The sequence below is a fragment of the Flavobacterium daejeonense DSM 17708 genome (assembly GCF_000425425.1).
GTDB lineage: Bacteria > Bacteroidota > Bacteroidia > Flavobacteriales > Flavobacteriaceae > Flavobacterium > Flavobacterium daejeonense.
In genome coordinates, this window is sequence record NZ_AUDK01000005.1 from 58,626 (window position 1) to 78,394 (window position 19,769).

17 protein-coding genes and 4 tRNA genes are annotated in these 19,769 nt (G+C 36.5%); 20 read left to right on the forward strand and 1 reads right to left on the reverse strand.

The genetic code is table 11. The annotated features are described in order from the left end of the window. Positions 1-8 precede the first annotated feature (8 nt). The 20 genes from H599_RS0105960 to H599_RS0106055 all read left to right on the forward strand — a co-directional run bounded on the left by H599_RS0105960 (position 9) and on the right by H599_RS0106055 (position 18,088). Complete coding sequence (locus tag H599_RS0105960) at positions 9-890, forward strand: ComEA family DNA-binding protein (RefSeq protein WP_026713287.1); 882 nt, start codon at positions 9-11, stop codon at positions 888-890. Between the two features lie 18 nt (positions 891-908). Beyond that, positions 909-2,051: an acyl-CoA dehydrogenase family protein gene (locus tag H599_RS0105965; RefSeq protein ID WP_026713288.1), complete on the forward strand. Its 1,143-nt coding sequence runs from the start codon at positions 909-911 to the stop codon at positions 2,049-2,051. A 154-nt stretch (positions 2,052-2,205) separates the two neighbouring features. Next, entirely contained in the window at positions 2,206-2,400 is a 195-nt protein-coding gene (gene rpsU / locus H599_RS0105970; RefSeq protein WP_026713289.1) for a 30S ribosomal protein S21, read from the forward strand. Positions 2,401-2,472: 72 nt separating this feature from the next. Continuing rightward, entirely contained in the window at positions 2,473-3,381 is a 909-nt protein-coding gene (locus tag H599_RS0105975; RefSeq protein ID WP_026713290.1) for a tyrosine-type recombinase/integrase, read from the forward strand. Between the two features lie 19 nt (positions 3,382-3,400). Continuing rightward, complete coding sequence (gene hpf, locus H599_RS0105980; protein ID WP_026713291.1) at positions 3,401-3,703, forward strand: ribosome hibernation-promoting factor, HPF/YfiA family; 303 nt, start codon at positions 3,401-3,403, stop codon at positions 3,701-3,703. Positions 3,704-3,794: 91 nt separating this feature from the next. Then, a tRNA-Thr gene (locus H599_RS0105985) sits at positions 3,795-3,868 on the forward strand. A gap of 137 nt (positions 3,869-4,005) precedes the next feature. Continuing rightward, positions 4,006-4,086, forward strand: a tRNA-Tyr gene (locus tag H599_RS0105990). 89 nt (positions 4,087-4,175) lie between these two features. Continuing rightward, positions 4,176-4,247: transfer RNA gene (locus H599_RS0105995), tRNA-Thr, on the forward strand. A 54-nt stretch (positions 4,248-4,301) separates the two neighbouring features. After that, positions 4,302-5,489 carry an elongation factor Tu gene (gene tuf, locus H599_RS0106000; RefSeq protein WP_026713292.1) on the forward strand — a complete coding sequence of 396 codons (1,188 nt, stop codon included), beginning with the start codon at positions 4,302-4,304 and terminating at the stop codon, positions 5,487-5,489. A gap of 53 nt (positions 5,490-5,542) precedes the next feature. Further along, a tRNA-Trp gene (locus H599_RS0106005) sits at positions 5,543-5,613 on the forward strand. Between the two features lie 18 nt (positions 5,614-5,631). Beyond that, positions 5,632-5,829: a preprotein translocase subunit SecE gene (gene secE / locus H599_RS0106010; protein ID WP_026713293.1), complete on the forward strand. Its 198-nt coding sequence runs from the start codon at positions 5,632-5,634 to the stop codon at positions 5,827-5,829. 9 nt (positions 5,830-5,838) lie between these two features. After that, entirely contained in the window at positions 5,839-6,390 is a 552-nt protein-coding gene (gene nusG / locus H599_RS0106015; protein WP_026713294.1) for a transcription termination/antitermination protein NusG, read from the forward strand. Positions 6,391-6,456: 66 nt separating this feature from the next. Further along, positions 6,457-6,894: a 50S ribosomal protein L11 gene (rplK, locus tag H599_RS0106020; RefSeq protein ID WP_026713295.1), complete on the forward strand. Its 438-nt coding sequence runs from the start codon at positions 6,457-6,459 to the stop codon at positions 6,892-6,894. A 13-nt stretch (positions 6,895-6,907) separates the two neighbouring features. Beyond that, positions 6,908-7,597: a 50S ribosomal protein L1 gene (gene rplA, locus H599_RS0106025; protein WP_026713296.1), complete on the forward strand. Its 690-nt coding sequence runs from the start codon at positions 6,908-6,910 to the stop codon at positions 7,595-7,597. A gap of 22 nt (positions 7,598-7,619) precedes the next feature. Beyond that, positions 7,620-8,117, forward strand: a complete 498-nt coding sequence (gene rplJ / locus H599_RS0106030; RefSeq protein WP_026713297.1) for a 50S ribosomal protein L10 — start codon at positions 7,620-7,622, stop codon at positions 8,115-8,117. 87 nt (positions 8,118-8,204) lie between these two features. Next, positions 8,205-8,573, forward strand: coding sequence for a 50S ribosomal protein L7/L12 (rplL, locus tag H599_RS0106035; protein WP_026713298.1), 369 nt, complete (start codon positions 8,205-8,207; stop codon positions 8,571-8,573). A gap of 267 nt (positions 8,574-8,840) precedes the next feature. After that, positions 8,841-12,653: a DNA-directed RNA polymerase subunit beta gene (rpoB, locus tag H599_RS0106040; protein ID WP_026713299.1), complete on the forward strand. Its 3,813-nt coding sequence runs from the start codon at positions 8,841-8,843 to the stop codon at positions 12,651-12,653. 232 nt (positions 12,654-12,885) lie between these two features. Further along, on the forward strand, positions 12,886-17,193 hold the full coding sequence (gene rpoC, locus H599_RS0106045; protein ID WP_026713300.1) for a DNA-directed RNA polymerase subunit beta': 4,308 nt from the start codon (positions 12,886-12,888) through the stop codon (positions 17,191-17,193). A gap of 90 nt (positions 17,194-17,283) precedes the next feature. After that, entirely contained in the window at positions 17,284-17,586 is a 303-nt protein-coding gene (locus tag H599_RS0106050) for a DUF3467 domain-containing protein (RefSeq protein WP_035141243.1), read from the forward strand. 151 nt (positions 17,587-17,737) lie between these two features. Then, complete coding sequence (locus H599_RS0106055; protein WP_026713302.1) at positions 17,738-18,088, forward strand: hypothetical protein; 351 nt, start codon at positions 17,738-17,740, stop codon at positions 18,086-18,088. An 83-nt stretch (positions 18,089-18,171) separates the two neighbouring features. Here the strand turns inward: H599_RS0106055 and H599_RS0106060 are convergent, their stop codons facing one another. Then, positions 18,172-19,761, reverse strand: a complete 1,590-nt coding sequence (locus H599_RS0106060; RefSeq protein ID WP_026713303.1) for a peptide chain release factor 3 — start codon at positions 19,759-19,761, stop codon at positions 18,172-18,174. Positions 19,762-19,769: the final 8 nt, after the last annotated feature.

Genomic DNA, 19,769 nt, shown 5'->3' on the forward strand with positions numbered 1-19,769 from the left:
CATTTTTTATGAAAAACAGACATTATTTTCAATTTTCCAGAGAGCAGCAAAAGGGAATTCTTTTGTTGTTCTCTGTCATTATTGTGTTGCAATTGGTCTGTTACTTTGTCGATTTTAGTCCGGTTTCAAAAGAAAATCCGGAAGAACAACAATGGCTTGCACTTGAAACACAAATTGATTCGATGGGATTGAATCTAAAAAATAGAAATCCTGAAATTTATCCCTTTAATCCTAATTTTATAACTGATTATAAAGGTTATAAATTAGGAATGTCGGTAGCTGAAATAGACCGATTATACGCTTTTAGGGAAGAAAATAAATATGTGAATTCGGCAAAGGAATTTCAGGCAGTAACCGGAGTTTCTGATTCTTTATTAAATGCAATCTCGCCGTATTTTAAATTTCCGGATTGGGTTAACAACAAACAAACTTCTGAATTAGTTGCTTTTTCGAATACAAAGGCAGCCTATTTTTCGAAAAAAGAAAAAGTAGTTGTTAAAGACATTAATCAGGCTACTCAGGAAGATTTGATGAAGATTTATGGAGTTGGAGAGGCGCTTTCGATGCGGATTTTGAAATTTAAGGAAAGTCTTGGAGGTTTTGTTTCTATGGAACAGATGAAAGATGTTTGGGGATTATCTACTGAAGTTGTTGAGCGTCTGAACGTTTCTTTTAAAGTTGGAGCTGTTTCGGATTTTAAGAAAATCGATGTTAATAATGCTTCTATAAAGGAATTGGCGCAGTTTCCTTACTTTAAATATAGTTTAGCCAGAGAAATTGTGATGTACAGAAGTATGAATGGGGATATAAAAAATACGGCGGATTTATTAAAAATAAAAGGCATGCCTGTTGAAAATGCAAATATTATAGCCTTATATTTGGACTTTTAAAATAAACGATCCGTAATGATGTATTTTGATACTAGTGAAACACAAAATATGATTGCGCAATCCATAAGGGATTTTGCTGAAAAAAATATAAGACCTCATATCATGGAGTGGGATGAAGCTCAGGTTTTTCCGGTTCCTTTGTTTAAGCAATTAGGTGAAATGGGATTTATGGGAGTTTTAGTCCCTGAAGAATTGGGTGGTGCCGGATTGGGGTATCATGAGTATGTTACTATTGTAGAAGAAATTTCTAAAGTGGATCCTTCAATTGGATTGTCAGTTGCGGCACATAATTCTTTATGTACGAATCATATTTTGACTTTTGGAAATGAAGAGCAAAAAAAGAGATGGATTCCTAAATTAGCTTCCGGGGAACACATCGGAGCCTGGGGGTTGACCGAACATAATACCGGATCGGATGCTGCGGGTATGAATACTACGGCTAAAAAAGACGGTGATTATTGGATTGTAAACGGAGCAAAGAATTTTATAACGCATGCCATTTCCGGAGATATTGCTGTGGTAATTGTTCGTACTGGTGAAAAAGGTGATTCTCGCGGGATGACTGCTTTTGTTTTTGAAAAAGGAACGCCGGGCTTTACTTCCGGAAAAAAAGAAAATAAATTAGGAATGCGAGCCAGTGAAACAGCCGAATTGGTTTTTGATAATTGCCGCATTCCGGATGCCAATCGATTGGGTGAGGTAGGAGAAGGTTTTGTTCAGGCGATGAAAATTTTGGATGGCGGACGTATTTCAATTGGTGCTTTGTCACTTGGAATTGCAAAAGGAGCTTATGAAGCAGCTTTGAAATATTCGAAAGAAAGACAACAATTTGGTAAGCCAATTTCAGAATTTCAAGGGGTGTCGTTTAAATTAGTAGATATGGCTACTGAAATTGAGGCTTCGGAATTGTTGTTGCACAAAGCGGCTTTCTTGAAAGAACAACATCGTCCGGTAACTACGGCGGGAGCAATGGCTAAGATGTATGCTTCTGAAATGTGTGTAAAAGTAGCGAATGAAGCAGTGCAGATTCATGGGGGTTATGGTTTTACCAAAGATTTTCCGGTTGAAAAATTTTATCGTGATGCGAAATTGTGTACCATTGGTGAAGGAACTACTGAGATTCAAAAAGTGGTGATTTCAAGAAATATTTTGAAAGGATAAGAGTGGGGAGTTAGAAGTTGGGAGTTGGAAGAAAGTCTGTTTTCTTTGTTCTTTTCTCTTTTTTCTACTCAGAAAAATAATTTACAATTAATAACTTGTTATTAATAATTAATTTTATACTTTTGCAGCCTTAACGAGAGGAGGTGTCAAAATTATGTTAATTATACCAATTAAAGACGGAGAGAATATCGATAGAGCATTAAAGCGATATAAAAGAAAATTTGATAAAACTGGAACAGTTCGTCAATTAAGAGCACGTACAGCTTTTATTAAACCGTCTGTTAAAAACAGAATGAAATTCCAAAAAGCGGCTTACATCCAAAGTTTGAAAGATAGCTTAGAGAGCTAGTAGTTACTTTTTGAAACAAATAATAACCGTTAGTGGTCAGATTTTTATAAATTTGATGCTAACGGTTTTTTTATGGCTACAAATTTAGAGGCGTTTACAGATTATTTGCAAAAAGAGAAAAAATATTCTTCTCATACGGTGCGTGCGTATGTGGGTGATGTAATTGAATTTCAGCAATTTAATTTTTTAAATTTTCAACAGGAGGATTTGGTTGAGGTGCAATATGTTCAAATTCGTTCCTGGTTGGTGTCTTTGGTGGAGTCTGGTTTGTTAACTGTTTCTGTGAATAGAAAAGTGGCTTCGTTGAAAGCGTTTTATAAATTTCTTTTAAAAATCAAGCAAATTGAGGTGAGTCCTTTGTTGAAGCACCGGGCGTTAAAAATTTCAAAGAAAGTTCAGATTCCTTTTTCTGAAAAAGAATTGGAGCGGGTTTTGGAGAATATTCAGCAGGAAGTTGGGTTTGAGGCGGTGAGAGATAGGCTTTTGATTGAGTTGTTGTATTCCACGGGGATTAGGCGGTCGGAATTGATTCATTTGAAGTTAAATGCGGTTGATTTTTCTGGCTCAGTTGTTAAGGTTTTGGGAAAAAGAAATAAAGAGCGTGTGATTCCGGTGTTGGCGATTGTTTTAAAACAAATGCGTTTGTATCTTAAAGAGCGTGAGGGATTGGAGAAGGTTGAAGATGAAGAATATTTTTTTTTGACGAAGAAGGGGTTAAAATTAAGTGAATCTTTTGTGTATCGATTAATAAATTCTTACTTTAGTAAAGTCTCCGAAAAGGTAAAAAGAAGTCCGCATATGCTTCGGCATACATTTGCAACTCATTTATTAAATAACGGAGCCGATTTGAATTCAGTTAAAGAGTTGTTAGGGCATTCTAGTTTGGCTTCAACGCAGGTTTATACTCATAATAGTTTAATGGAGTTGAAAAAAGTGTATGTTGGTGCGCATCCAAGAGGGAATGATAACTCTAAAGTTTAACCATAAAAATATATTGATTATGAAGGTAAATGTTCATGCTGTTAACTTTGCAGTTGATGGAAAACTAATGAATTTCGTTCAGGGAAGAATGGATAAGTTGGAAAAATACTATGATAGAGTGGTTTCTTCGGATGTTTATTTGAAGGTTGAGAAGACTAGTGAGAAGGAAAATAAAATTGTAGAGGTTAAAGTTAATGTTCCGGGAGATGATTTTCTGGTGAAAAAACAGTGTAAAACCTTTGAAGAGGCGGTGGAGTTGTCTGCGGAATCATTAGAGCGTTTGCTGGTAAAAAGGAAAGAAAAGATAAGAGCGCATATATAATTTAAATTTTTTTCAAAAAATGTTTTGATTGAGAGATAAAATCTATACATTTGCAGTCCGTTAGAAATAGCGGACTTTTTTTATTGATAATGCCGATGTAGCTCAGCTGGCTAGAGCAGCTGATTTGTAATCAGCAGGTCGTGGGTTCGAGTCCCTCTATCGGCTCTTTGAAAAATGAATGTGTTGATAAAGTGATCGGCTTCTTTAGTTCTGAAAAGGGATGAGAAGTTTATTCCGAAATAACGAAGTGAAATCGGGAAGTCCTTCTGTCGGCTCTTTTGAAATATTGAAATTATTGGTTAGGGAAGATACTCAAGCGGCCAACGAGGACGGACTGTAAATCCGTTGGGTAACCTTCGCAGGTTCGAATCCTGCTCTTCCCACAAAAAAAGAAGTTAAGATTTTGGATTTTAGATTTTGGGTTTTTTGAAATCTGAAATTTGAATTCAAAAGTCTAAAATCAGAACTCTCTGCCGGTGTAGCTCAGGGGTAGAGTGCTTCCTTGGTAAGGAAGAGGTCACGGGTTCAAATCCCGTCATTGGCTCAATTAAGTAGGAAATTGAAATTAATATATAACTAAGATTAAAAATTAAGTAAAATGGCAAAAGAAAGTTTTAATCGTTCGAAACCACACTTAAATATTGGTACTATCGGACACGTAGATCACGGAAAGACTACTTTGACTGCTGCAATCACTAAAGTATTATCTGATGCAGGATTCTGTCAAGCAAAGTCTTTTGATCAAATCGATAACGCTCCAGAAGAGAAAGAAAGAGGTATTACTATTAATACATCTCACGTAGAGTATGAAACAGCTAACCGTCACTACGCTCACGTTGACTGTCCAGGTCACGCGGATTACGTTAAGAACATGGTTACTGGTGCTGCTCAAATGGACGGTGCTATCTTAGTAGTTGCTGCTACTGATGGTCCAATGCCACAAACTCGTGAGCACATCCTTTTAGGACGTCAGGTAGGTATTCCACGTATCGTTGTTTTCATGAACAAAGTGGATATGGTTGATGATGCTGAGTTGTTAGAGCTTGTAGAGATGGAAATCAGAGATTTATTGTCTTTCTATGAGTATGATGGAGACAACTGTCCAGTAATCCAAGGTTCTGCTTTAGGAGGATTGAATAATGATCCAAACTGGGTGCCTAAAATCATTGAATTAATGGAAGCTGTTGATGCTTGGATCGAAGAGCCAGAGCGTGATGTTAACAAACCATTCTTGATGCCAGTTGAGGACGTATTTACAATTACAGGTCGTGGAACTGTTGCTACAGGTCGTATCGAAACTGGAGTTGCTAACACTGGAGATCCTGTTGAAATCATCGGTATGGGAGCTGAAAAATTAACTTCTACAATCACTGGAGTTGAGATGTTCCGTAAAATCCTTGATAGAGGTGAGGCTGGAGATAACGTAGGTTTATTGTTAAGAGGTATTGATAAAGCTGATATCAAACGTGGTATGGTTATCATCAAGCCAGGATCTGTTAAACCACACAAAAAATTCAAAGCTGAGGTTTATATCTTGAAAAAAGAAGAAGGTGGACGTCACACTCCATTCCACAATAACTACCGTCCACAGTTCTACGTACGTACAACTGATGTAACTGGGGTTATTACTTTACCAGAAGGAGTAGAGATGGTTATGCCTGGGGATAACTTAACTATCAATGTTGAGTTGTTAAGCCCAATCGCTATGAACGTAGGTTTACGTTTTGCTATCCGTGAAGGAGGTAGAACTGTAGGTGCGGGTCAGGTAACTGAAATCGTAGAATAATTTTCTATAAATAAATTGAATCAGTAGCAGCTTCGGTTGCTACTGATTTTTATACGGGCGTAGTTCAAGGGTAGAATAGCGGTCTCCAAAACCGTTGATGGGGGTTCGAATCCCTCCGCCCGTGCAAAAAAAATATATCATAATGGCAAAAATTGTTAATTACATATCAGAAGCATTTGAGGAATTGAAGTCAAATGTAACTTGGCCAGAATGGGCTGAGGTGCAAAGTCTAACAATTATTGTGGCTGTTTTTTCGGTTCTATTTGCTTTAGCAACTTGGGGAGTAGATGAGTTTTTTGCAAAAGCATTAGAAGGATTTTTTAACTGGTTAAAAGCATAGTTGTTTATTATGGCAGATAATAATGTTAAAAAATGGTACGTTGTTCGGGCAGTAAGTGGGCAGGAGAATAAAGTGAAGGCGTATATTGAAACAGAGATTGCTAGATTAGGGATGTCTGATTATGTGTCTCAGGTGCTTGTTCCTACCGAAAAAGTAGTATCAGTAAAAGATGGAAAGAAATTAGTTAAGGAAAAAGTGTATTTTCCGGGCTATGTTATGATAGAAGCAAATCTGGTTGGTGAGATTCCTCATATTATTAAATCAGTAACCAGTGTTATTGGTTTTTTAGGTGAAACTAAAGGAGGGGAGCCAGTTCCGCTTAGACTTTCTGAAGTTAACAGAATGCTTGGTAAGGTTGATGAGTTGGCTGTAAATACAGATACAAAATCAATTCCGTTCAGCTTGGGCGAAACAGTTAAGGTTATTGATGGACCTTTTAACGGTTTCAATGGTTCGGTTGAAAAAATTAATGAAGAAAAGCGTAAACTTGAAGTTATGGTTAAGATTTTCGGAAGAAAAACACCATTAGAGTTGAGTTTTATGCAAGTTGAAAAAGTATAATTTTCGTTACACTATAATAATCACTTCAATTGCTTCCGTAAATTGTTGTGTTAAATTTTTTAAAAAATGGCTAAAGAAATTAGTAAGGTAGTTAAACTACAAGTTAAGGGAGGTGCTGCGAATCCATCGCCACCGGTTGGACCTGCTTTAGGAGCTGCTGGGGTTAATATCATGGAGTTCTGTAAGCAATTCAATGCTAGAACACAAGATAAGCCTGGCAAAATATGCCCAGTACAAATTACTGTGTATAAAGACAAATCATTCGATTTTGTTGTTAAGACTCCTCCTGCAGCAGTTCAGTTAATGGAAGCTGCAAAGCTAAAATCTGGTTCAGGTGAGCCTAATCGTAAAAAAGTAGCCAGCGTTACTTGGGAACAAATTAGAGCTATTGCTGAAGACAAAATGCCAGACTTGAATGCTTTTACAGTTGAAAAAGCGATGAGTATGGTTGCTGGAACAGCTAGATCTATGGGTATAACTGTATCAGGAGATGCTCCTTTTTAATTAAGAGAAAGACATGGCAAAATTGACAAAAAAGCAAAAAGAGGCTGCTTCAAAAATTGAAAAGAACAAATTATACTCTTTGAAAGATGCTGCTGCATTAATTAAAGTGGTTGCTTCTGCAAAATTTGATGAGTCTGTTGATATCGCAGTACGTTTGGGAGTTGATCCTAGAAAAGCGAATCAAATGGTTAGAGGTGTGGTAACATTGCCTCATGGAACAGGGAAAGATGTAAAAGTATTAGCATTAGTTACTCCGGATAAAGAAGCTGAAGCAAAAGAAGCTGGAGCTGACTATGTAGGTCTAGACGAATATTTACAAAAAATTAAAGACGGTTGGACAGATGTTGATGTAATTATCACAGTTCCTGCTGTTATGGGTAAATTAGGACCATTAGGACGTATTTTAGGACCTAGAGGTTTAATGCCTAACCCTAAAACAGGTACAGTAACTATGGATGTTGCTAAAGCTGTAGCTGAAGTAAAAGCTGGTAAAATTGACTTTAAAGTTGATAAAACTGGTATTGTGCATGCAGGAATTGGTAAAGTTTCTTTCGGGGCTGAGCAAATCGTTGATAACGCACACGAAATTATTCAAACATTAATCAAACTTAAGCCAACTGCTGCTAAAGGTACCTATATTAAAGGTATTCACCTTACAAGCACAATGAGTCCTGCTATTGCATTAGACCCAAAAGCAGTATAATTGGTAGTTAAAAATTTTTAGTATGACTAGAGAAGAAAAATCAATCGCGATTGAAAATTTAACTGCACAGTTAGCTGGTACAAATATTATTTATGTATCTGATATTTCTGGACTTGATGCAGAAACAACTTCGAACTTAAGAAGAGCTTGTTTTAAAGCTGGAATTAAATTAGAAGTAGTAAAGAATACTTTGCTTGCTAAAGCTATGGAAGCTTCTGATAATGATTATGGTGATTTGCCATCAGTATTGACTGGTAACAGCGCTATTCTTATTGCAGACGTTGCTAATGCTCCTGGAAAAGTTATTAAAGAATTCAGAAAAAAAGCAGCAAAACCTATTTTGAAAGGAGCTTTTATTAATTCTGAGATTTATATTGGTGATGAGCAATTAGATGCTTTAGCTACTATCAAATCGAAAGAAGAACTTATTGGAGAAATCATCGGATTGCTTCAATCTCCTGCTCAAAGAATTATTTCTGCTCTTCAAAACCAGTTCGCTGGAGAAGAAACAGAAGCATAATAAAACGGAGTACGCACTCTGTTTATTTGAAATTGCGCACAATAAATAAATTATAATTTTTACAAATCATTTTAAAAGATAGAAAAAATGGCAGATTTGAAACAATTCGCAGAACAATTAGTTAACTTAACAGTTAAAGAAGTTAACGAATTAGCAACAATATTAAAAGATGAGTATGGTATCGAGCCTGCAGCTGCTGCTGTAGTTGTAGCTGGTGGTGATGCTGGTGCTGCTGCTGAAGAGCAAACTGAATTTACAGTTGTATTGAAAGAGGCTGGTGCTTCTAAATTAGCAGTAGTTAAATTAGTTAAAGAATTAACTGGTTTAGGTCTTAAAGAAGCTAAAGACGTAGTTGACGGTGCTCCATCTAACGTTAAAGAAGGAGTTTCTAAAGAAGAGGCTGAAGGTCTTAAAAAATCTTTAGAAGAAGCTGGAGCTGTAGTTGAGCTTAAATAAGTTTAAACAGTTTTAAGAACAAGGTTTAGGTCTTGAGTTTAACGACTCAAAGCCTAAACCATTTTTCGTATAATGAAATAGTTCCAATTTTATTATAAATATTCGTTTATAAATACGAAAATGTTTTTGATCAACACGAAGAAAAAAAATAGCCTGATACTTGGATTATTTTTAAAGATGTGTTGATTATAAAAAAGAAAGTATCCATTAAACAGTGTGTTTTACACAAAAATAAATTACTTTTTTTAATCAAAATTTTGTCCATTGATGATAACAAATCAGACTGAAAGATTGAATTTTGCCTCTACGAAAAATATACCTCAGTATCCGGATTTTCTGGATGTACAGGTGAAATCCTTTCAAGATTTTTTTCAATTAGAAACTAAATCAGACGAAAGAGGCAACGAAGGTTTATACAACACCTTCATGGAAAACTTTCCAATAACAGATACGCGAAATAACTTTGTATTGGAATTCCTGGATTATTTTGTAGATCCACCACGTTATACCATTCAGGAATGTATCGAAAGAGGGTTAACACACAGTGTGCCTTTAAAAGCAAGGTTAAAACTTTATTGTACAGACCCGGAGCACGAAGATTTTGAAACTATTGTTCAGGACGTTTATCTTGGTACAATACCGTATATGACTCCAAGTGGTACTTTTGTTATTAATGGTGCAGAACGTGTAGTTGTTTCTCAATTGCACAGATCTCCAGGGGTTTTCTTCGGACAATCATTCCACGCTAATGGAACAAAATTATATTCTGCCAGAGTAATTCCTTTTAAAGGTTCCTGGATTGAATTTTCTACTGATATTAACAGCGTAATGTATGCTTATATCGATAGAAAGAAAAAATTACCTGTAACAACTTTATTCCGTGCTATTGGTTTCGAAAGAGATAAAGATATCCTTGAAATCTTTGACTTAGCAGAGGAAATTAAAGTTTCTAAAACAGGACTTAAAAAATATATTGGTAGAAAATTGGCTGCCCGTGTTTTGAATACATGGCATGAGGATTTTGTGGATGAGGATACAGGAGAGGTAGTTTCTATCGAGCGTAACGAGATTATCCTTGATCGTGACACAATTATCGACAAAGATAATGTGGAAGAAATCATCGATTCTAACGTTAAATCTATTTTGTTACACAAAGAGGATGCTAATCAGGCAGATTATGCAATTATCCACAATACGTTACAAAAAGATCCAACAAACTCTGAAAAAGAAGCTGTAGAGCACATCTACCGTCAGTTGCGTAACGCTGAACCGCCTGATGAGGAGACTGCTCGTGGTATTATAGATAAATTGTTCTTCTCTGACCAACGTTACAACTTAGGTGAAGTAGGTCGTTACAGAATGAACAAAAAATTAAGTCTTGATATCCCTATGGACAAACAAGTTTTGACCAAAGAAGATATCATTACTATCGTTAAGTATTTAATTGAGTTGATTAACGCGAAAGCGGATATTGATGATATTGACCACTTATCAAACCGTCGTGTGAGAACAGTTGGTGAACAATTGTCTCAACAATTCGGTGTTGGTTTAGCACGTATGGCCAGAACTATTCGTGAGAGAATGAACGTTAGAGATAACGAGGTGTTTACACCTATTGATTTGATTAATGCGAAAACATTATCATCAGTTATCAACTCTTTCTTTGGTACTAATCAGTTATCTCAATTTATGGATCAAACGAATCCTCTGGCTGAGATTACGCACAAACGTAGATTATCTGCACTTGGACCAGGTGGACTTTCGAGAGAAAGAGCCGGATTTGAGGTTCGTGACGTTCACTATACGCACTACGGACGTTTATGTCCTATTGAAACACCAGAGGGACCAAACATTGGTTTGATTTCTTCTCTTGGGGTTTATGCTAAGGTAAACGGAATGGGATTCATCGAAACTCCTTACCGTAAAGTTACAGACGGTGTAGTTGATTTAGTTTCTGAACCTAAATATTTAAGTGCTGAAGAAGAAGAAGGGATGTTAATTGCTCAGGCAAACATCGAGATGGAAGATTCAGGAAAAATTACTGCTGAAAATGTAATTGCACGTGAAGAAGGTGATTTCCCGGTTGTTGATCCTTCTAAAGTACATTATACAGACGTTGCTCCTAACCAAATTGCATCGATTTCTGCATCTTTAATTCCTTTCTTGGAGCATGATGATGCGAACCGTGCGTTGATGGGATCGAACATGATGCGTCAGGCCGTTCCATTGATTCGTCCTGAAGCTCCAATTGTAGGTACTGGTTTAGAGCGTCAGGTTGCCTCTGATTCCAGAGTGTTAATCAACGCTGAAGGACACGGTACTGTAGAATATGTAGATGCGAATATCATTACTATCAAATACGATCGTTCTGAAGAAGAAAGAATGGTAAGTTTTGATGCTGATGAGAAAACATATAACTTAATTAAATTCAGAAAAACAAATCAGGGAACAAGTATCAACCTGAAACCTATCGTAAGAAAAGGTGACAGAGTAATTCCTGGTCAAGTATTATCAGAAGGTTATGCTACTGAAAATGGTGAATTAGCTTTAGGTAGAAACTTAAAAGTTGCGTTCATGCCATGGAAAGGGTATAACTTCGAGGATGCGATTGTGATTTCTGAAAAAGTAGTTCGTGATGATATCTTTACTTCTATCCACGTTGATGATTATTCATTAGAAGTTCGTGATACAAAATTAGGTAACGAAGAATTAACGAATGATATTCCAAACGTTTCTGAAGAGGCTACTAAAGACTTAGATGAAAATGGTATGATTAGAATTGGTGCCGAGGTAAAACCTGGTGATATTCTTATCGGAAAAATTACACCAAAAGGAGAATCAGATCCAACTCCGGAAGAGAAATTGTTAAGAGCAATCTTCGGTGATAAAGCGGGTGATGTAAAAGATGCTTCATTGAAAGCTTCTCCGTCTTTACATGGTGTAGTTTTAGACAAAAAATTATTTGCAAGAGCTGTAAAAGATAAACGTAAACGTACTCAGGATAAAGATGCTTTAGGAGCGTTAGAAATGGAGTTCGAAGTTAAATTTACAGAGTTAAAAGATAGATTAATTGAGAAACTTTTCTTAATCGTAAACGGAAAAACATCACAAGGTGTAATGAACGATTTGGGTGAAGAAGTTTTACCAAAAGGTAAAAAATATACTCAAAAAATGCTTTACGCTGTTGAAGATTTTGCTCACTTAAGCAAAGGTCAATGGGTAGCTGATGATGCAACTAATAAATTAGTTAATGATTTGATTCATAACTATAAAATTAAGTTGAACGATTTACAAGGAGCTTTAAGAAGAGAGAAATTCACTATTACTGTTGGAGATGAATTACCATCAGGAATTTTGAAATTAGCTAAAGTTTACATTGCTAAGAAACGTAAGTTGAAAGTAGGGGATAAGATGGCGGGACGTCACGGTAACAAAGGTATTGTTGCTCGTATCGTTCGTCATGAAGATATGCCTTTCTTGGAAGACGGAACACCAGTTGATATTGTATTGAACCCACTTGGGGTACCTTCACGTATGAACATTGGTCAGATTTACGAAACGGTTCTTGGATGGGCTGGGCAAAAATTAGGTAGAAAATATGCTACTCCAATTTTTGACGGAGCTACTTTAGATCAGATTAATGCTTTAACTGATGAAGCTGGAATTCCAAGATTCGGTCATACTTATTTATATGACGGAGGTACTGGAGAGCGTTTCCACCAGCCAGCAACAGTAGGGGTTATCTATATGTTGAAATTAGGACACATGGTTGACGATAAGATGCACGCACGTTCTATCGGTCCATACTCGTTGATTACACAACAACCACTTGGAGGTAAAGCTCAATTTGGAGGTCAGCGTTTTGGAGAGATGGAGGTTTGGGCATTGGAGGCTTATGGTGCTTCTAGTACACTTAGAGAAATCTTAACAGTGAAGTCTGATGACGTAATTGGTAGAGCTAAAACTTACGAAGCTATTGTAAAAGGTGAAACAATGCCAGAGCCAGGATTACCTGAATCATTCAATGTATTGATGCATGAATTGAAAGGTCTTGGATTAGACATTAGATTAGAAGAATAGTATTCAGTGAACAGTGTTTGGTTGCATGTTGTGACCAAACACTGAACACTTTTAAATTAGTTTTCAAGATTTATACCCGTAAACCGTTCCGATTTTTTATATAATCTTTAGGTTGTATAACTAGCACTTTGATTGAGAGGTTAAAGTTTAGAGAAGTAATTCGAGGTAGTGGTTTTTGAAACTCAAGAACCAAAATCAATTTTTAATTGCAAATAAATCAATAGTAAAAACTATGATGAATAATAGAAACAATAAAGAGAAAAACCAAGTAAAAAGGTTTGACAAAATTTCGATAGGATTAGCTTCTCCTGAGTCTATCTTGAAAGAATCAAGAGGTGAGGTGTTGAAGCCTGAAACTATCAATTATAGAACGCACAAACCAGAACGTGACGGTCTTTTCTGTGAGCGTATTTTCGGTCCGGTAAAAGATTTTGAGTGTGCTTGTGGTAAATACAAAAGAATCCGTTATAAAGGAATCATTTGTGACCGATGCGGGGTTGAAGTTACGGAGAAAAAAGTGCGTAGAGACAGAGTGGGTCACATCAACTTGGTGGTGCCAATTGCTCACATTTGGTATTTCCGTTCTCTTCCAAATAAAATTGGATACATTCTAGGTCTTCCGTCTAAGAAATTAGACATGATTATCTATTATGAAAGATATGTAGTAATTCAACCAGGTATTGCTAAAAATGCTGATGGTGAATCATTACAAAGATTAGATTTCTTAACTGAAGAAGAGTATTTGAATATCTTAGATACACTTCCTCAGGATAACCAATATTTAGATGATTTTGATCCTAATAAATTTGTTGCCAAAATGGGAGCAGAGTGTATTATGGATTTGTTAGCCCGAATTGACTTAGATGCATTATCCTATGAGTTAAGACACAGTGCTAACAACGAAACATCTAAACAACGTAAAACGGAAGCTTTAAAAAGATTACAAGTTGTGGAATCTTTCCGTGAGTCTAACGAAAACCGCGAAAACCGTCCGGAATGGATGATTATGAAAGTGGTTCCTGTTATTCCACCAGAATTACGTCCGTTAGTGCCACTTGATGGAGGTCGTTTTGCAACTTCAGATTTGAATGATTTATACCGTCGTGTAATTATCCGTAACAACCGTTTGAAAAGATTAATGGAGATTAAAGCTCCTGAAGTAATCTTAAGAAACGAAAAACGTATGTTACAGGAATCGGTAGATTCATTATTCGATAACACTCGTAAAGCTTCTGCTGTTAAAACAGAATCAAACAGACCTTTAAAATCATTATCGGACTCGTTAAAAGGTAAACAAGGACGTTTCCGTCAAAACTTATTAGGAAAACGTGTGGATTATTCTGCTCGTTCGGTAATTGTTGTTGGGCCTGAGTTAAAAATGTATGAGTGTGGTCTTCCAAAAGATATGGCTGCTGAATTGTATAAACCTTTTGTAATCCGTAAATTGATTGAAAGAGGAATTGTAAAAACAGTGAAGTCGGCTAAGAAAATCATTGATAAAAAAGAGCCGGTAGTTTGGGATATTCTTGAAAACGTAATCAAAGGACACCCAGTATTACTGAACCGTGCTCCTACTTTGCACCGTTTGGGTATCCAGGCTTTCCAACCAAAATTAATTGAAGGAAAAGCGATCCAATTACACCCATTAACGTGTACGGCTTTCAACGCGGATTTCGATGGTGACCAGATGGCGGTTCACTTGCCATTAGGGCCAGAAGCAATCCTTGAAGCGCAATTATTAATGCTTGCTTCTCATAACATCCTGAACCCTGCAAATGGAGCGCCTATTACAGTACCATCTCAGGACATGGTTTTGGGTCTGTATTATATGACTAAAGAGCGTTTGTCTACTCCAGAGAAAAAAATTTTAGGTGAAGGATTGACTTTCTACTCTGCTGAGGAAGTAAACATCGCATTAAACGAAGGAAGATTAGAATTGAATGCTCGTGTGAAAATCAGAGCAAAAGATTTGAATGAAGAAGGAGAATTAGTATACAAAATTATCCAAACAACTGCAGGACGTGTATTATTTAACGAAGTAGTACCACCAGCGGCAGGATATATCAATGAGGTATTAACTAAGAAAAACTTAAGAGATATTATCGGTCACGTATTAAATTCAACAAGTGTGCCTGAAACGGCTGCTTTCTTGGATAACATGAAAGATATGGGATATAAATTCGCTTTCCGCGGAGGATTATCTTTCTCATTAGGTGATATTAGAATTCCAGAGCAAAAAACACAATTGATTGCTGATGCGAGAGAGCAAGTAGAAGGAATTTCTATGAACTATAACATGGGTCTTATTACTAATAACGAACGTTATAATCAGGTAATTGACGTATGGACTTCTGCCAATGCTCAATTGACAGAGTTAGCGATGAAAAACATTAGAGAAGACCAACAAGGATTCAACTCTGTGTATATGATGCTTGATTCCGGAGCTCGTGGATCTAAAGAACAGATTCGTCAGTTAACCGGTATGCGTGGTTTGATGGCTAAGCCTAAAAAATCGACTGCTGGTGGTGGTGAAATTATTGAAAACCCGATTCTTTCTAACTTTAAGGAAGGTCTTTCAATCCTTGAGTACTTTATCTCTACTCACGGTGCTCGTAAAGGTCTTGCGGATACGGCTCTTAAAACGGCTGATGCTGGTTACTTAACACGTCGTTTACATGACGTTTCTCAGGATGTTATTGTTAACATTGAGGATTGTGGTACTCTTAGAGGTGTTGAAGTTGCTGCATTGAAAAAGAATGAAGAAATCGTTGAATCATTAGGAGAAAGAATCTTAGGACGTGTTGCATTACAAGATGTAATTAATCCATTAACTAATGAAGTAATTGTTGCTTCGGGTGAGCAAATCACTGAATCAGTGGTTAAAGCTATCGAAGCTTCTCCATTAGAGAGCGTTGAAGTACGTTCTCCATTAACATGTGAGGCATTAAAAGGAATTTGTGCTAAGTGTTACGGACGTAACTTGGCTACCGGAAAGATGACTCAAAGAGGTGAGGCTGTAGGTGTAATTGCTGCACAGTCAATTGGAGAGCCTGGTACACAGTTAACACTTCGTACGTTCCACGTTGGAGGGGTTGCCGGAGGTATTTCTGAAGAGTCTAGCATTATTGCTAAATTCCCTGGAAGACTTGAAGTAGAAGACTTGAAAACAGTTAAAGGAGAAGATAACGAAGGAAATGAAGTGGATATCGTTATTTCGCGTTCTACTGAATTGAAATTGGTTGATGAGAAAACTGGTATTGTATTAAATACGCATAACATTCCTTACGGATCTAGTATTTACGTGAAAGACGGAGATTCTATTGGAAAAGGAGAGGTTATCTGTAAATGGGATCCATATAACGGGGTAATTGTTTCTGAATTTACAGGAAAAATTGCTTACGAAGATTTAGAGCAAGGACAAACGTTCATGGTTGAAATCGATGAGCAAACAGGATTCCAGGAAAAAGTAATCTCTGAAGCCAGAAATAAAAAATTAATTCCTACTTTATTAGTTTATGGTAATGATGGAGAATTAATCCGTTCTTACAACTTACCCGTAGGTGCTCACCTTATGGTAGAAAATGGTGAGAAAATTAAAGCTGGTAAAGTTTTAGTTAAAATTCCTCGTCGTTCTTCTAAATCTGGGGATATCACGGGAGGTTTACCAAGAATTACGGAGCTTCTTGAGGCTCGTAATCCTTCTAATCCAGCTGTGGTTTCTGAAATTGACGGAGTTGTTTCTTTTGGTAAAATCAAACGTGGTAACCGTGAGATTATCATCGAATCTAAGTTTGGTGAGATCAAGAAATACTTGGTGAAATTATCAAGTCAGATCCTTGTTCAGGAAAATGACTTCGTAAGAGCAGGTTCTCCATTATCCGACGGAGCGATTACTCCGGACGATATCTTGAGAATTCAAGGTCCATCTGCTGTTCAACAGTACTTGGTAAATGAAATTCAAGAGGTTTACCGTTTACAAGGGGTAAAAATCAACGATAAACATTTTGAGGTGGTTATACGTCAAATGATGCGTAAGGTTCAGGTTCAGGATCCGGGAGATACATTATTCTTAGAAGATCAATTGATCCATACAAAAGATTTTATCCTTGAAAACGATAAATTGTACGGAATGAAAGTGGTTGAGGACGCCGGAGATTCTTCTAACTTAAAAGAAGGTCAAATCGTTACTCCACGTCAGTTGAGAGACGAGAACTCTTTATTGAAACGTTCTGATAAAAACTTAGTAATTGCCCGTGATGTGGTTACTGCTACTGCAACTCCGGTATTACAAGGTATTACAAGAGCTTCGCTTCAAACGAAATCATTTATCTCTGCTGCATCGTTCCAGGAAACAACAAAAGTATTAAATGAGGCTGCTGTTGCTGGTAAAGTAGATCTTTTAGAAGGATTGAAAGAAAATGTTATCGTAGGACACAGAATCCCTGCTGGTACAGGTATGAGAGAATACGATAATGCTATTGTAGGTTCTAAAGAAGATTACAACGATATGATGGCGAACAAAGAAGAATATATTTATTAATAAATAATATACTTTGAATCAAAAAATAGAAAGATTACTTCGTGTAGTCTTTCTATTTTTTTTATTTTTAACTTTATAAAAAGATCTGATATGAAAGAACAACAAGAACAAATTAATATTGAATTAGACGAAAAAACAGCCGAAGGGATTTATTCTAATTTGGCCATTATAAATCATTCAGCTTCAGAGTTTGTTTTGGATTTTGTAAGCATTATGCCGGGTGTACCAAAGGCTAAGGTGAAATCCAGAATTGTTTTAACGCCGCAACATGCGAAACGATTGTTAAAAGCATTGGGCGATAATATTCATCGTTTTGAGCATGCTCATGGTGAGATAAAAGATACTGAACCAGCTCCGATACCACTTAATTTTGGTCCTGCCGGTCAGGCATAAAAATAGAATTAAGGCTCCTTTTGGGAGTTTTTTTATGGTTTAGTGTTTCTTTTTAGTTTCTAAACGAGTTTTAAAGTAGTTTGTCGAAATTTTTTTTTACTGCTTTTCTATTGCTATAGATTTGTTTCATAATAATAAAGAAACAAAAGTCATGAACAATTCAAAAGCATATAACAACCATACTAACTGGATTTTACCTGTTGTTTTTATGGTGGTTATAATGTGTTCATTTTCAGGGCATAGTCAGTCTCAAACTGGTTCGGTAATAGAAATTAGTGGAAACGGAACAGTTACAAGCGAAAAAGCAGAAAGTTCAAGAGCTGCTTCGAATTTGGAGTTTGCACAATGGTTTATGGGTACCAAACAAGATCCTAATTCAACCATAGATACTGAAGGAACAAATGCTAAGAAATCTATTATCACCTCGGGTATTGCTCCTAATCGTTTGTTAATTAAAGCTTTTTTGAAAAAAGTAGTGAATTACGAAACAGCAGTATCATAAAATTACAATATAGTACCAATAAAAAACGTCCCGTCCCGATAGCTATCGGGACGGGACGTTTTGCTTTATAAAAGTTAGACTTTTTAGTCTAATTCAGAAGTAAAATACAATTTGACACTTGGATATTTGCTTTGTGTCATTTGGATAGTAAAATCAGAATCAGCCAGGAAAACCAACTGATCGTATTTGTCTTTAGCAAGGAATTTTTGTTTGATACGCTTAAATTCTTTGAATTCTTCGTTTTTTGGGTCATCCGGTTTTACCCAACAAGCTTTGTGAACCGGGAAGTTCTCATAAGTACATTTTGCTCCGTATTCGTGCTCTAAACGGTATTGGATTACTTCGTATTGAAGTGCTCCTACAGTACCAATTACTTTTCGGTTGTTCATTTCTAAAGTAAAAAGCTGCGCCACACCTTCATCCATTAATTGGTCTACACCTTTGTCCAATTGTTTGGACTTCATTGGGTCAGCATTATTAATGTATCTAAAGTGTTCCGGAGAGAAACTTGGAATTCCTTTGAAATTCATGGTTTCACCTTCGGTTAAAGTATCTCCAATTTTAAAATTTCCGGTATCGTGAAGTCCCACAATGTCCCCCGGATAGGAAATATCAACGATTTCCTTTTTCTCTGCAAAAAAGGCATTTGGACTGGAGAATTTTAAGTTTTTCTTTTGGCGAACATGGTAATACGGTTTGTTTCTTTCAAAAGTTCCGGAAACAATTTTGATAAAAGCCAAACGGTCACGGTGTTTTGGATCCATATTAGCATGGATTTTAAAAACAAATCCGGATAATTTTTCTTCTTCCGGTTTTACAGGGCGCGTGTCGGATTCTTTAATTCTGGGAGCAGGAGCAATGTTGATAAAGCAATCTAACAATTCTCTAACTCCAAAATTGTTTAATGCCGAACCAAAGAATACCGGTTGTAGTTTTCCTTCCAGGTAATCCTGTTGGCTGAATTTTGGATAAACTTCATCAATTAATTCCAATTCTTCTCTTAAACGGTCTGCTGGTTTTTGGCCAATAATTTTTTCTAATTCTGGATTTTGAACATCCGAAAAAGCAATCGTTTCTTCTATGTTTTTACGGCTGTCACCGCTAAATAGATTGATGTTTTTCTCCCAAAGATTATAAATTCCCTGGAAATCATAACCCATTCCAATTGGGAAACTCAGCGGAGTTACTGTCAGACCTAATTTTTGTTCCACTTCGTCCATTAGGTCGAATGCATCATGTCCTTCGCGGTCTAATTTGTTGATGAAAACAATCATCGGAATATTACGCATTCTACAAACCGCAACTAATTTTTCAGTTTGTTCCTCAACTCCTTTTGCAACGTCAATTACCACAATTACACTATCAACTGCAGTTAAAGTTCTAAAAGTGTCTTCGGCAAAATCCTTGTGTCCCGGAGTATCCAGGATGTTGATTTTTTTATCTTTATAATTAAAGGCTAAGACTGAGGTCGAAACCGAGATTCCTCTCTGACGTTCAATTTCCATAAAGTCGGAAGTGGCTCCTTTTTTAATTTTGTTGTTTTTTACAGCCCCGGCTTCCTGAATTGCTCCACCAAAAAGCAATAATTTTTCAGTTAGTGTTGTTTTTCCGGCATCAGGGTGTGAGATGATTCCAAAGGTTCTTCTTCGTTGTATTTCTTTTAAAAAGCTCATAGTAAATG

Bases quoted from the DNA above. Each gene is read 5' to 3' on its own strand.
- H599_RS0105960 (WP_026713287.1), top strand. From the start codon at position 9: ATGAAAAACAGACATTATTTTCAATTTTCCAGAGAGCAGCAAAAGGGA.
- H599_RS0105965 (WP_026713288.1), top strand. From the start codon at position 909: ATGTATTTTGATACTAGTGAAACACAAAATATGATTGCGCAATCCATA.
- rpsU (WP_026713289.1), top strand. From the start codon at position 2,206: ATGTTAATTATACCAATTAAAGACGGAGAGAATATCGATAGAGCATTA.
- H599_RS0105975 (WP_026713290.1), top strand. From the start codon at position 2,473: ATGGCTACAAATTTAGAGGCGTTTACAGATTATTTGCAAAAAGAGAAA.
- hpf (WP_026713291.1), top strand. From the start codon at position 3,401: ATGAAGGTAAATGTTCATGCTGTTAACTTTGCAGTTGATGGAAAACTA.
- tuf (WP_026713292.1), top strand. From the start codon at position 4,302: ATGGCAAAAGAAAGTTTTAATCGTTCGAAACCACACTTAAATATTGGT.
- secE (WP_026713293.1), top strand. From the start codon at position 5,632: ATGGCAAAAATTGTTAATTACATATCAGAAGCATTTGAGGAATTGAAG.
- nusG (WP_026713294.1), top strand. From the start codon at position 5,839: ATGGCAGATAATAATGTTAAAAAATGGTACGTTGTTCGGGCAGTAAGT.
- rplK (WP_026713295.1), top strand. From the start codon at position 6,457: ATGGCTAAAGAAATTAGTAAGGTAGTTAAACTACAAGTTAAGGGAGGT.
- rplA (WP_026713296.1), top strand. From the start codon at position 6,908: ATGGCAAAATTGACAAAAAAGCAAAAAGAGGCTGCTTCAAAAATTGAA.
- rplJ (WP_026713297.1), top strand. From the start codon at position 7,620: ATGACTAGAGAAGAAAAATCAATCGCGATTGAAAATTTAACTGCACAG.
- rplL (WP_026713298.1), top strand. From the start codon at position 8,205: ATGGCAGATTTGAAACAATTCGCAGAACAATTAGTTAACTTAACAGTT.
- rpoB (WP_026713299.1), top strand. From the start codon at position 8,841: ATGATAACAAATCAGACTGAAAGATTGAATTTTGCCTCTACGAAAAAT.
- rpoC (WP_026713300.1), top strand. From the start codon at position 12,886: ATGATGAATAATAGAAACAATAAAGAGAAAAACCAAGTAAAAAGGTTT.
- H599_RS0106050 (WP_035141243.1), top strand. From the start codon at position 17,284: ATGAAAGAACAACAAGAACAAATTAATATTGAATTAGACGAAAAAACA.
- H599_RS0106055 (WP_026713302.1), top strand. From the start codon at position 17,738: ATGAACAATTCAAAAGCATATAACAACCATACTAACTGGATTTTACCT.
- H599_RS0106060 (WP_026713303.1), bottom strand. From the start codon at position 19,761: ATGAGCTTTTTAAAAGAAATACAACGAAGAAGAACCTTTGGAATCATC.